Annotated in this window: 13 protein-coding genes; 7 read left to right on the forward strand and 6 right to left on the reverse strand. The window is 64.5% G+C overall.

What is annotated here, in order from left to right; translation table 11 throughout:
• Positions 1–57 precede the first annotated feature (57 nt).
• Positions 58–693, forward strand: coding sequence for a GntR family transcriptional regulator (locus N4T19_RS04875; protein WP_116925737.1), 636 nt, complete (start codon positions 58–60; stop codon positions 691–693).
• Positions 694–858: 165 nt separating this feature from the next.
• On the opposite strand, the gene N4T19_RS04880 is transcribed toward N4T19_RS04875, so the two are convergent.
• Entirely contained in the window at positions 859–2,151 is a 1,293-nt protein-coding gene (locus tag N4T19_RS04880) for a TIGR03862 family flavoprotein (protein WP_116925738.1), read from the reverse strand.
• Between the two features lie 148 nt (positions 2,152–2,299).
• On the opposite strand from N4T19_RS04880, the gene moaA reads away from it, so the two are divergent.
• From moaA to N4T19_RS04895, 3 genes are all read left to right on the forward strand, one after another.
• Positions 2,300–3,442: a GTP 3',8-cyclase MoaA gene (gene moaA, locus N4T19_RS04885; RefSeq protein WP_182341510.1), complete on the forward strand. Its 1,143-nt coding sequence runs from the start codon at positions 2,300–2,302 to the stop codon at positions 3,440–3,442.
• 66 nt (positions 3,443–3,508) lie between these two features.
• Positions 3,509–4,162 carry a molybdenum cofactor guanylyltransferase MobA gene (gene mobA / locus N4T19_RS04890; RefSeq protein ID WP_116925740.1) on the forward strand — a complete coding sequence of 218 codons (654 nt, stop codon included), beginning with the start codon at positions 3,509–3,511 and terminating at the stop codon, positions 4,160–4,162.
• 73 nt (positions 4,163–4,235) lie between these two features.
• Positions 4,236–4,565, forward strand: a complete 330-nt coding sequence (locus N4T19_RS04895; protein ID WP_116925741.1) for a thioredoxin family protein — start codon at positions 4,236–4,238, stop codon at positions 4,563–4,565.
• Positions 4,566–4,609: 44 nt separating this feature from the next.
• Here the strand turns inward: N4T19_RS04895 and N4T19_RS04900 are convergent, their stop codons facing one another.
• The 3 genes from N4T19_RS04900 to N4T19_RS04910 form a co-directional block, all read right to left on the reverse strand.
• The gene (locus tag N4T19_RS04900; protein ID WP_021026052.1) at positions 4,610–5,515 is read right to left on the reverse strand and encodes an adenylate/guanylate cyclase domain-containing protein; all 906 of its coding nucleotides are present in this window, start codon (positions 5,513–5,515) and stop codon (positions 4,610–4,612) included.
• 236 nt (positions 5,516–5,751) lie between these two features.
• Positions 5,752–6,765 carry an LD-carboxypeptidase gene (locus N4T19_RS04905; RefSeq protein WP_260719599.1) on the reverse strand — a complete coding sequence of 338 codons (1,014 nt, stop codon included), beginning with the start codon at positions 6,763–6,765 and terminating at the stop codon, positions 5,752–5,754.
• Between the two features lie 185 nt (positions 6,766–6,950).
• Positions 6,951–7,388 (reverse strand): BON domain-containing protein, encoded by a 438-nt coding sequence (locus N4T19_RS04910; protein WP_116925742.1) that lies wholly within the window; start codon positions 7,386–7,388, stop codon positions 6,951–6,953.
• A 257-nt stretch (positions 7,389–7,645) separates the two neighbouring features.
• Here N4T19_RS04910 and N4T19_RS04915 point away from each other — a divergent pair, with 257 nt between their 5' ends.
• On the forward strand, positions 7,646–9,340 hold the full coding sequence (locus tag N4T19_RS04915) for a SulP family inorganic anion transporter (protein WP_116925743.1): 1,695 nt from the start codon (positions 7,646–7,648) through the stop codon (positions 9,338–9,340).
• A gap of 126 nt (positions 9,341–9,466) precedes the next feature.
• Positions 9,467–10,216: a sulfurtransferase gene (locus N4T19_RS04920; RefSeq protein WP_182341522.1), complete on the forward strand. Its 750-nt coding sequence runs from the start codon at positions 9,467–9,469 to the stop codon at positions 10,214–10,216.
• Between the two features lie 34 nt (positions 10,217–10,250).
• Here N4T19_RS04920 and N4T19_RS04925 read toward each other — a convergent pair whose 3' ends face one another.
• Together N4T19_RS04925 and N4T19_RS04930 are read right to left on the reverse strand one after the other, a co-directional pair.
• Positions 10,251–10,661, reverse strand: a complete 411-nt coding sequence (locus N4T19_RS04925; RefSeq protein WP_116925744.1) for a DoxX family protein — start codon at positions 10,659–10,661, stop codon at positions 10,251–10,253.
• Positions 10,662–10,744: 83 nt separating this feature from the next.
• Positions 10,745–11,446, reverse strand: a complete 702-nt coding sequence (locus tag N4T19_RS04930) for a pirin family protein (RefSeq protein ID WP_116925745.1) — start codon at positions 11,444–11,446, stop codon at positions 10,745–10,747.
• A 268-nt stretch (positions 11,447–11,714) separates the two neighbouring features.
• Between N4T19_RS04930 and N4T19_RS04935 the strand changes: the two genes are divergently transcribed.
• Entirely contained in the window at positions 11,715–12,647 is a 933-nt protein-coding gene (locus N4T19_RS04935) for a LysR family transcriptional regulator (protein ID WP_116925781.1), read from the forward strand.
• Positions 12,648–12,687: the final 40 nt, after the last annotated feature.

Genomic DNA, 12,687 nt, shown 5'->3' on the forward strand with positions numbered 1-12,687 from the left:
ATAATTATGAATGCAGAATTTTGAATTTCAGTCGCCTTCTGTACAATGGCGCCACCGATGAGCCTTCCCACTTTTGCGCCGCGCGCGCTGTACCAGGACGTTGCCGAGCTACTGCGGCAACGCATTTTTGCGCACCAACTCCCGCCTGGCAGCTGGATCGATGAGTTGAAGATTGCCGAAGAAATAGGCATCAGCCGCACGCCTTTGCGCGAGGCCTTGAAGGTGCTGGCCACCGAGGGCCTGGTCACGATGAAGCTGCGCCGTGGCGCCTATGTGACTGAGGTGTCGCAAAAAGACCTGCTCCAGGTCTACCACCTGCTGGCCTTGCTCGAGAGCGATGCCTCCGCCGAGCTGGCCCGCTGCGCCAGCGCCGAACAGATTGCCGAGCTACAAGGCCTGCATGAGGCGCTGGAAGCCGCTGTCGATGAGCGCGATGCCTTTTTTATTGCCAATGAGCGCTTTCACATGCGCGTGCTGGAGATGCTGGACAACAAATGGCTCAGCCAGATGGTGGCCGACCTGCGCAAGGTGATGAAGCTCAACCGCCACAACTCCCTGTTCAAATCCGGCCGCATCGAGGAATCGCTGCAGGAGCACCGCGCGCTGATGCGGGCGCTGGCCGCACACGACAGCAGCGCTGCACGCGCCTGCGTCATGCTGCACTTCAAGAACGGCCTGGCAGCGGCGTCTTAGCGCCGTTAACACAACCCTTGATACGTCGTTGCCTAGCTGGCCGCCTCAAGCCTTGTCGTACGTCTGTACTGTCTGCGGCTTGATGCCTCGTCTCAACCGCAAACCTTCGGTTTGCGGGGTCGTCCTAGCGACTCCTAGCCTTGACGCAGCGCTGCTCTGGCTGCCTCAGCCCTTGAGAAAATGCGCAGCGCCCTGCGCTGCCCGCACGCCGCTCGACAAGGCCGCCGTCAGCAAATAGCCGCCCGTCGGCGCTTCCCAGTCCAGCATTTCCCCCGCGCAAAACAGCCCTGGCCGGGCATGACACATCAGGTCATGCGACAGCGCGGTAAAGGCCACGCCACCGGCAGTGCTGATCGCCTCATCGATGGGGCGCGTAGCGGCCACGGTGATCGGCGCTGCCTTGATGGTGCGGGCCAGCAGCTCGGCATCCTGCATCCCCGCCTTGCCCAGCACTTCAAACAGCAAGGCAGCCTTGATGCCCTCCAAGCCCAGCCGGCTCTTGAGGTGGCTGGCCAGGCTGCGCGAGCCGCGCGGGTGGCGCACTTCGGCCAGCACGCGCTCGGCGCTGTGGTCAGGCAGCAGATCAACCAAGAAGGTGGCGCTGCCCTGGGCCTGGATCGCGTCGCGCAGCAGCGCAGACACGGCATAGACCAGGCTGCCTTCAACGCCAGCATCGGTGGCGACAAACTCGCCACGGCGTGCAAAACCCGCCTCGCTGCCGTCCTCAAAGCGAATGGCCACCGATTTGAAAGGCTGGCCGGCAAACTTGCTGGCAAAAAACGGCGACCAGCCAGGTGCCTTCTCGCCATTGGCGGCCGGCAGCATGCGCACATCAAAGCCGCAGTTGGCCGGTGCAAGCGGGGCAGTTTGCACCCCTGCCTGCTCAAGCAGCGGCACCCAGGCGCCGTCCGAGCCCAGCCGCGCCCAGCTGCCGCCGCCCAGCGCCAACACCGTGGCGCGCGCTTGCACGGCAGTCTCGCCATCGGGGGCAGCAAAGCGCAATGCGCCTGCCGCGTCCCAGCCCAGCCAGCGGTGGCGCATCGCAAAACGCACGCCAGCGGCCCGCATGGCCACCAGCCAGGCGCGCAGCAAGGGTGCGGCCTTCATGTCCTTGGGAAACACCCGGCCCGAGGTGCCAACAAAGGTCTCGATGCCCAGATCCTGGGCCCAGGCTTGCACTTCCGCCGCACCAAAATACTGCAGCCAGGAGGCGACGACAGCCTGCTGGCGGCCGTAACGCCCGACGAACGGCGCCATGGGCTCGGAGTGGGTCAGGTTGAGGCCGCCGCGCCCGGCGAGCAAAAACTTGCGCCCTACCGAAGGCATCGCGTCATAGACCGTCACCTGCAAACCGGCCTGCGCCAGGCGGTGCGCCGCCATCAGGCCCGCCGGGCCGCCGCCAATGACCGCCACATCTATAGGGGCGGGCGAAGAAGAGGAGTGGCTGGGCAAGGTCATGGCAAAAGCAACGCAAAAGAGAACAAGGGGGCGAACCATACACCAAGTCCGGCCCCTGGTGGACAAGGATTGGTACTTTTCACGAAGGGCTGATGCAGCGCATACCCGCAAGGCCGCATCGTCGGGCGCTCTCTAGTACTATGGAGTAATGGATCGTCCTGTCATTTCCCTGGTGGACCTGCGTCTGCACGATGCAGGCCTGGCCATGCCCGCACCGGCCGGCACTGCGCAGCCCCACATCGGCGCTGTACATGACCGGCGCCATCGGCCACTGCGGGATCTGCGCATCAGCGTGACGGACCGCTGCAACTTCCGCTGCAGCTACTGCATGCCCAAGGACGTGTTCGACAAGGACCACCAGTACCTGCCGCACCGCGATTTGCTCAGCTTTGAGGAAATCACCCGCACAGCGCGCCTGTTTGCGCAGCTGGGCGTCGGCAAGCTGCGCATCACCGGTGGCGAGCCGCTGCTGCGCAAGAACCTGGAAACCCTGATCGCCCAACTGGCCCAGCTCGAGACGCTCAACGGCACGCCAATGGACCTGACCTTGACGACCAATGGCTCCATTCTGGCACGCAAGGCGCGCGCCCTCAAAGACGCCGGGCTCAAGCGCTTGACGGTCAGCCTCGACAGCCTGAGCGACCCGCTGTTCCGCCAGATGAACGACATGGACTTCCCGGTCGCCACGGTGCTGCAAGGCATTGAGACCGCGCAGGCGGTGGGCTTTGGCAACATCAAGGTCAACATGGTCGTCAAGCGCGGCGTCAATGACCATGAGGTCGTCGCGATGGCGCGCCACTTTCGCGGCAGCGGCGTGACCCTGCGCTTTATCGAATTCATGGATGTGGGCGCCACCAACGGCTGGCGGCTCGAAGAGGTACTGCCCTCGGACGCCGTGCTGGAGCGCCTGCAGTCCGCCTTTGCACTCACCCCGCTGTCAGCGACTGCGCCTGGCGAGACTGCCGTGCGCTGGGGCTATGTCGGCGCCAACGGCCAGCATGACCCCAGCCTCGGCGAAATCGGCCTGATCAGCAGTGTCACCCACGCCTTTTGCCAGGACTGCAACCGCGCGCGCCTCTCGACCGAGGGCAAGCTGTTCTTGTGCCTGTTTGCCAGCGAGGGCTGGGACTTGCGTGCCATGCTGCGCAACGGCGCCAGCGATAGCGATATTCGCCAGGCCCTTGCCCAGGTCTGGGGCCAGCGCAGCGACAACTACAGCGAGCAGCGCAGCCTGCATCCCGAGATCGCCCTGCAACGCCAGCGGGTGGAGATGAGTTATATCGGCGGCTGATTCGGCCCGGCCCTCCTGTGATGGGCGCATCTGCCCGATGGCCTCAACCCCCTGCTCCGTTGCACCATGTCCTCTTGCGCACCAACCATCCCGCCCGAACACATCACCGGCCTGGTGTTGGCAGGCGGCCAGGGCACGCGCATGGGGGGTGCTGACAAAGGCCTGCAGCTGCTCGGTGGCCAGGCGCTGGCCAGGCACTGCGCCCAGCGGCTGCAGCCCCAGGTGGGGCCACTGCTGATCAATGCCAACAGGCACTTGGAGGCCTACCGCGCGCTGGGCTACCCAGTGGTGCCAGACCTCAGCCTGCCAGACACCGAAGCTTTCCCGGGCCCATTGGCAGGCTTCGCCGCCGGCCTGGCAGCTTGCCAGACGCCGTGGCTGGTGACGGTGGCCTGCGACACGCCGCATTTTCCGCTGGACCTGGCGCAGCGACTGGCGCAAGCTGCGGCCGCCCAGGGCTGCCCCATCGCGATGGCCTGTACACCATCTGAAGAGACTGGCAGCGACCGCCCGGTACTGCAACCCACGTTTTGCCTGATCCATGCCAGCCTGGCAGCCAGTGTTCGGCAATTTGTCGCCGGCGGCGGGCGCAAGCTGCGGCAGTGGGCGGCGCAACACGGAAACTGCCTGGTGCTTTTTGGCGATGCCCAGGCGTTCTACAACGCCAATACGCCTGAAGAATTGGCCCGGCTGCAGGACATGCCAGCGCCGCACAAGTGACTGGTGCTGACGAATCAACGCCGGGCCGGTGCTATAACGGTCCACACGACCACCGCACATTTGGAGCCGCCTTTTGACCTACTCGGCACAGCACCTCAGCCAGGAGCCCCAGCGCTCCGACATCGACACCCAGCCCGGCTTGACCGTCCTGGAATTTGGCACGCCCTGGTGCCCGCATTGCCTGGGCGCGCAAGGCCTGATCGAGCAGGTGCTGGGCCCGCGCGCCGATATTAAGCATCTGAAAGTGGAAGATGGCCCCGGCCGCCCCTTGGGCCGCAGCTACCGCATCAAGCTCTGGCCCACCTTGGTGGTGCTGCGCGATGGCCAGGAAGTGGCCCGCGTGGTGCGCCCGACCGATGCGGCCAGCATCAACACGGCACTGGCAGCGCTGCAAACGCCATAAATTGAAGGGGCTCGGCGCATACATGCCGAGCCTGCCATGCGTGCCTAGACCGGTGTGACCGAAAACGCCGTGCTGGGCGCCGTGGGGTCTTCGGGCGACACGCCAAAGTACATCACACCCACGCCATGCAATTGCACCGATTCGCGGCGCACGGCAGTGGCGGGGTTGGCACCAAAGCTCACCCAGGTGCCATAGCGGCTCAGATCGGTGTAGATCACATTGCCGCTGCGCCAGTCGATGCGGCCATGCTGGCGGGAGACGCGCCGGTCCAGCACCACCCATTCCGAATCCGATGAGCGGCCGACAAAAATCGGCATCTCCTGGGTGCTGAAAAAACGCTCCACCCCACCCGATGCCAGCCGCAGCCGCATCTGCACCACTGCCTCGGGCTTCATCGGCAGGACAGAGTCGTACGCGGTCACGACCTCCTGGGCTTCGGGCTCGATCCACTGCACCTGGTAGAGCATTTGCTGCTCGGCCTTGCCGCGCACATCCATCCAGCCCATCGGCACAAACACAGTATCGGCGCGGGCGCCGGACTCCATCGTCGAGGCGGCGGCCCAGACCTCGCGGTGACCGGCCTTTTCACACAGGCGCGCGGCCATGTTGACCGAGTCGCCATAGCAGTCGCCCTCCATCAGCACCACTTCACCGGTGCTCATGCCCACACGTACATGGAATTTTTGCGATGCAGGCAGGGAGTCCCACTGCCCGTAGTGGCGGCGCATCAGCATGGTCATGGCGCTCACGGCCAAGGCACTGCTGTTGAAGATGGCCAGCACACCATCACCCAGGGTCTTGATCACCCGCCCCCCCGCTTGCACGACGACTTGCTTGAAAGCGTCCGTCATGCCCGCGACTGCTCGCGCAGCACGCTCATTGCCCAAGGTTTCGAACAATGCGGTACTGCCCGAGATATCGATGAATACCACGGTGGCGACAGTTGTCATGGATTTTCTTGTTACGGCAGGGGCTGCCTCCTCCCCAGGAGCAACGCCAGCCTATGTATCAATAGCGACCATGCATATTACACTGCAAACCGGCGCCCGCGGCCAGTCTGGCCCCGTCGTCGAACTTACGAATTGTTTAGATTCCAACAGCCAGGGGTCTACCCTGGCTTGTCACAAGCCCCAGTCCAAAGCGCATGGTAGATGGCTGGGCACCCAGGCCCAGCCCACGCTTTGCGTTATTGATGGCCCCAATAAATCAGTGCGTCACGGCCTTCGACGCTCAGCGATACCTGGGCGCCCACCGGTAGCAGCACCTTGGTGGGCACATGGCCAAAAGGCAGGTTGGTAAAGACAGGGGCCTCGATCTGCGTGCGCAGCCACTGCACGACACTGGCCAGCTTGAAGCCCTTGTCATGCGCGTTCAACTGGTAGTCGCTGAACTGGCCAAACACCACGGCCTTTTGCTGGGCCAGCACGCCGGCGTGCAGCAGGGTCGTCAGCATGCGCTCGATCTTGTAGGGTGTCTCGCCCACATCCTCGATGAACAGCACGCCACCTTTGACCTTGGGCAGGTAAGGCGAGCCTACCAGCGACGCGATCATCGCCAGGTTGCCGCCCCACAGCGTGGCCTTGGGGATGTAGACATCGACCGAGGCCGAGGCGCCGGTCACCGTGCCGGTTTTTTCAGCCGTCAGCCGCCAGCCGGCGCCCTCGCCCGCGCCGCTCAGCAGGTCTTCAAAGCAGTCCTGCATGATGTCGTCGACACCATCTTTTGCACCAAAATCACCCACCAGCGCCGGGCCGGCCCAGGTCATGGCACGGGTCTTGGCATACAGCGCCAGCTGGAACGCCGTGAAATCGCTCAGGCCAACAAAGCGCGTACCCGAAGCCACGGCCTTGGCGATCTGTTCATAGTCCAGGCGGTGCAACAGGCGCGAGAGCCCATAGCCGCCCCGGCTGATCATCGCCACATCGGCGCCGCTCTCGCAGGCCCGGGCAATGGCCGCCAGGCGCGTGTCGTCGTCACCGGCAAAGCGGGTGCTGGATGCGAGCGCATCCTGGTCCACCTCGACCTGGTGGCCCATGGCCTCCAGGCGCTTCACTGCACGTTGGAATGCCTTTTTATCGCGCACAGCGCCCGAGGGTGAATACACATAAATATGCTTGGGGCCGTGGGCATGGTGGTGCTGGCAATGCGCGTGGTCGCAGTGACCCTGGTCGTGGTCATGGGAGTGGTCGTGCTGGTGCATGGCGGCAAACAAAGGTAGAGAAAGGCAGGCACGGGGCCGCCCAATAAGAGGAGCGGTGCCCGGTTCTGCGCGCAAAACCGGCACCTTCGGTGTTGGGCGGCATTATGCGGCCAAGCGGGTTGGCGGCCGGTCACAAGGGGACTAAGGCCATGGGTCAGAGAGGGGCTGCGGACCCACCGTGCCACTCAACCCAGCGCCTGCGGGCGCACCTGGATCAGGCTGAACACGCCCTGTACGCCAATGGCACCGTTGGCCAGCGCCACCGCCCGGTCCAACAAGGGCCTGGATGACACCGTGCCGCGCAAGGTGACCATCGCGTGCGAGGTCTCCACCTGCAGCGCAGCGAGCTCATCGCTTTGCGAGGCGGCCAGCGCATCGCTCACCTGCGAGGTGATCGCATCATCGTCGGCGCGTCGGCGGTTGGCCTGCGCTGCGCGCTCCACCGCCTCGCTGGCCCGCTGGCCCGAGGCATCGAGTGTCTGCCCCAGCCCCTGGCTCCAGCGCCAGGCCTGCTGCAAGGCCCCGCCTTGCCAGAGGACGACAGAGCCGGCGCCCAGGGCCGCGAGCACCAAGGCCCAGACAGCAATCGATTTGGCAGTGGAGGAGCGACGGATCAAGTGCATGGGAAGCGGGCGCAAAAGCAGACACAAAGGCAGGCACAGGAAAGGGCAAGACCCGGCCAACATGGCACTGGCCGTGCCATCCATTGTGACGGCAGCCAGGCCGCCTGCCAAGGCTTTGCGACAAGCGGCAGCAAGCTATACCGGAAAGACACGCGGCCTTGGCAGTTCTTCACGGGCGGGGCTGGGCGCTGCGGCTGCAGTCACCGTTGCGCAAGCGCCTGGCTGCAAGTGCGCGTCGATGCGGCGACAATGCTGCCATGCAGCCCTCCCTGATTTACCGCATTTTCCCCTTCCTGCGCTGGCCCAAGCCGACCAAACAACTCTTGCGCGGTGAATTCATGGCGGGGATGACGGTAGGGCTGATGCTGGTGCCCCAGGGCGTGGCTTATGCGCATCTGGCTGGCATGCCGCTGATCACCGGCATCTATGCCTCGATCATTCCCGCAGCCGTGGCCATCCTCTTTAGCCCCTCGCCTCGGCTGGGCGTCGGGCCCACGGCGCTGAGCGCCTTGCTCATTGGCGCCTCGCTCACCGGCATGGCCGAGCCCGGCTCGGCCCAGTGGGTCATTCTGGCAGCGTGGATGGCCATCATGGCCGGCCTGGTCCAGCTGAGCTTGGGCCTGGTGCGCGCCGGCTGGCTGCTGAACCTGGTGACCTCGCCCGTGCTGGCCGGCTTCACGCAGGCCGCTGCGCTGCTCATTCTGGCCTCGCAGCTGCCTAGTTTGCTGGGCATGCGCAGCGACTGGGCCACGGTCTGGGACAACCCCTCGCTGGGCCTTTTCGACTGGCGCTCCATCCTGCTGGGCCTGGCGAGCATCGCCATCCTGGTGGTGGGCAAAAAGTGGCGCCCCGCCTTTCCGTCTGCTGTTTTTGTCATCGGCTGCACCGGGCTTATCAGTTGGGCCACCGACTTTGCCGACAAGGGCGGCGCCGTGGTCGGCCACTTGCCCACGGGCCTGCCGCAGCTGGTCTGGCCGGGCATGCTGGACTGGTCGCAGTTTGGCCTGCTCGTCATGCCGGTGCTGGTGATCTCGCTGGTCAGTGCGCTGGAGACCGCCTCCAGCGCCCAGGTCGAGCACCAACAGGCGGGCACGCGCTGGGACAGCAGCCAGGAGCTGGTCGCGCAAGGCCTGTCCAAGATGAGTGCCGGCCTGTTTGGCAGCTTTGCCACCAGTGCCTCGTTCTCGCGCTCGGCCGTCAATCTGCTGGCCGGCGCCAAGACGGGCTACGCCAATGTCTTTTCCATCTTGCTGGTCGTGGCCGTCGTGCTGTGGTTCATCCCGGCGCTCTACCATGTGCCGCAGGCCGCGCTCGCTGCCATCGTGATGACGGCTGTCGCCAACCTCGTCAAGCCCCGCGTCCTGGTCTACCTGTTCAAGATCTCACGCATCGAAGGCAGCATTGCAGTGGCCACCTTTGGCGTCACCTTGCTGACGGCGCCACGCATCTACTGGGGCGTGCTGTCGGGCATTTTGCTCAGCTCCTGCTACTTTCTCTACAACCGCCTGCACCCGCGCATTGTTGAGGTAGGCCTGCACCCCGATGGCAGCCTGCGCGACCGCCATCTGTGGCAACTGCCCCCCTTGGCCCCGGATCTGCTGGCCCTGCGCATGGATTCGGAGCTGGACTTTGCATCGGCTGCCGCGCTGGAGGAGCGCGCCGCCAATGTCTGGACCCAGCACACGCACTACCGGCAGCTCGCCCTGTTGGCCCAGCCGATGAACCAGATCGACATCACCGGCGTCGAAGCCTTTGTGCGGCTCGAGCGCATGGCTGCCAAGCGCGGCGGCATGCTGCACATCGTTGGCATGAAGCTGCCCGTTGAAGCCCGCCTCAAACGCGCCGGCCTCTTGCAGGACAACCCGCATCTGCGCATGTACCGCACCGATGCCGAGTTTCTGCAGGCGATGCGCCGTGCGCACAGCGATGACGGCATCGAGTATTCCATCTAGCGACCTCGGTCCGGCACTGCGGGTGTCCGGGGACCAGCGCGGCCCTGGCTACAATAGCCGCCCGCGATGCGCTGCGCTGCGCCGCAGGCCGCTCTCTCCCACCCGACGCTTTGCCAGATAACCACCGTGCCTTCGATTCTCAACATCTCCTGCTACAAGTTTGTCAGCCTGACCGACTGTGAGGCGCAGCGCGAGCTGCTGGCCCAGCGCGCGGCCGATCTGGCGCTCAAGGGTACCGTGCTGCTGGCCGAGGAAGGCATCAATTTCTTTCTGGCCGGGCCCGCTGAGGCCGTGCATGCCTGGGTGGATGCGCTGCGCGGGGACCCGCGTTTTGCCGATGTGCAGCCCAAGGAAAGCTGGTCGCAGACGGTGCCGTTTCGCAAGATGCTGGTCAAGGTCAAGCCCGAGATCATCCGCATGGACCACCCGGCGATACGCCCTGCCAACGGCCGGGCGCCTTCGGTCAGCCCCCGCGACCTGCAGCGCTGGCTGCAGCAAGGCCATGATGACCAGGGCCGCCCGGTGGTGACGCTGGACACGCGCAATGACTATGAGGTCGATGAAGGCGCTTTTGTCGGCGCGATCGACTGGCGCCTGCGCAAGTTCACCGAGTTCCCCGCGCAGTTGCGCGCGCACCGCCAGGACTTGGAAGGCAAGACCGTGGTGAGCTACTGCACCGGCGGCATCCGCTGCGAAAAGGCCGCCATCCTGATGCAGGAAGAAGGCCTAACGCATGTCTACCAGCTCGAAGGCGGGATCCTCAAGTACTTTGAAGAAACCGATGGCAGCGGCTACCAGGGCAGCTGCTTTGTGTTTGACGAGCGCCGCGCCGTCGATGATGGCCTGCGCAAGACGGCGCTCAAGACCGAGTCCTGAGCGGCCAAGCGCTCAGGCCCCGTCTCGCCACCTCTCAGGCAGCGCGGCGCTTGGCGTCCAGGCTCCAGGCACCGGCCCCAAAGGCAGCGAAGGCCAGCAGCCCGCCCACGATGGCGATGTTCTTGTTGAACAGCAGCTTGGTGACCATCACGGCCTCGGCGGGAACCGACCAGTAGGCATGGAAAATCACCGTCGCGGCCAAGGTAAAGATGGCCAAAATGGCGGCGGCATAGCGCGTGCCCAGGCCCAGCAGAAGGGCCAGGCCGCCCAGGATCTCAATGGCCAGGCCCACGGCCACCCCCACCTCGGGCATCGGCATGCCCGCCGACTGGGCGTAACCCACGGCCCCGGCAAAGCCGGTCAACTTGCCCCAGCCCGGAATGACAAAGAACCAGGCAATCAGAATGCGGCCCAACAGAGCCAAAGGATTTTGCAATGCGTTCATATTTTTCTCCTTGAAATAACACCACCACTACTCACACCTACCCCACACGGGGCGCTGTCCTCAAGGGCGTCGCCCCGTGAACATCAAGCCGCCAGGTCAAACACCAGCACTTCGGCATCGCGCGCTTGCGCCAATCGCAGCGATGTCTCCTGGTCCAGATAGGCCGCATCACCGGTGTGCAGCGCCTGGTCGTTGACCGACACCTCGCCCCGCACCACATAGACATAGGACTTGCGTCCGGGCGACAGGCGCAGGCTCGCCTCCTCATCGCCATCGAACAAACCGGCATACATGCGCGCATCGGCATTCATCGTCAGTGAGCCTTGCGCCCCATCGGGCGACACCACCAGGCGCAGCTGGCCGCGCTTGTCCGCGTCCGAAAACGTCTTTTGCGCATAGCTGGGCGCAACGCCCTTGCGATCGGGCTCAATCCAGATCTGCAGAAAATGCGTCTCCTGACCGCTGGCATGGTTGAACTCGCTGTGCTGCACGCCGGTGCCCGCGCTCATGCGCTGCACATCGCCCGGTGGCAGGCCTTCGATATGGCCCATGCTGTCCTTGTGCGCCAAATTGCCCTCCAGCACGTAGCTGATGATTTCCATGTCGCGGTGGCCATGGGTACCAAAGCCCTTGCCCGGGGCCACGCGGTCCTCATTGATCACACGCAGATTGCCCCAGCCCATGAAGCGGGGGTCGTAGTAGCCGGCAAACGAGAAACTGTGGTTGGAGCGCAGCCAGCCATGGTCGGCATGGCCACGATCAGCAGATTTACGAACCATCAACATTTTTGATCTCCTGTCTGGCAAACGGCGCACATTGCGCTGTTCAACACCATGTCCATGACTGTAAAACCGTAGCTTCTGCCTGCGGGGCAGCGGTTTTGATGGCATCATTCAAAAAATCTGATGGTCTTATACAAGAGCGTATCAACGATCTTCTCGCGCCGCGTAGAGATCGCAAATACCTTCTCAGGCCTGAACCCAACCGGTCTCAGCAGCGAAGATTTACCGATCTGCCCGATGCCGCATGTAGGAAAGAACCGTCAAAATGGCCTTGTTGCGTGATCGCGATGTCCTCACCCCCGATACCCTGGCCCTGCTGCAGCTGGTGGCCGACACCGGCAGCTTTGCCGCTGCGGCGCGCCAGCTGGGTCTGGTGCCCAGCGCCCTGACCTACCGCATCCGCCAGGTCGAAGATGCGCTGGATGTGCTGCTGTTTGACCGCAGTGCGCGCCAGGCGAGGCCCACCGAAGCGGGTCAGGAGCTGCTGCGCGAAGGCGCACGCCTGCTGGCCGAAGTCGATGCGGTGGCCAACCGGGTGCGCCGCGTGGCGACCGGCTGGGAGCCTGAGCTGCGCATTGCCGTCGATGGCGTGGTCTCGCGCACCACCTTGCTGGAGCTGGTCGAGGCCTTCTACACCATTGCACCGCCCACGCGGCTCAAGATCACCGACTCCATCCTGGCCGGCACGCTGGAAGCGCTCAGCTCGGGCCGCGCCGACCTGGCCATTGGCATTGCCGTCGATGCCTCCCACGTCGCAGGCCTGCAGCAGCTGGACCTGGGCGAGATCACCTTCCGCTATGTCGTCGCGCCCCACCACCGCCTGGCCGACGAGATGCAACCCATCAGCGACGAGGTGCTGCGCCAGCACCGCATCATCGCCGTGGCCGATTCCTCGCGCAGCGGCCAAGGCCAGACCATTGGCGTGATCAACGGTCAGGATGTGCTCACGGTGGACACCATGCAGGCCAAGCTCCAGGCGCAGCTGCGCGGGATTGGTGGCGGCTTTTTGCCCGACAACATGACCATGCCCTATCTGCGCAGCGGCCAGTTGGTGGAGCGCGAATTGATGCGGCCGCCCCGCAAGATCAAGCTGCGCTACGCCTGGCGCGGCACCAACCCGGGCAAGGCCTTGCAGTGGTGGCTGGACCAGCTGCAGTCCGAGGCCACACGCACTTCTTTACTGAGCAATCACTATGTGGGATAAATCCTGAGCAAAATGGGCCTGCACACCGTGTAGAGTGGCT

The organism is Comamonas squillarum, from assembly GCF_025309455.1.
GTDB classification, from domain to species: Bacteria; Pseudomonadota; Gammaproteobacteria; order Burkholderiales; family Burkholderiaceae_C; genus Comamonas; species Comamonas squillarum.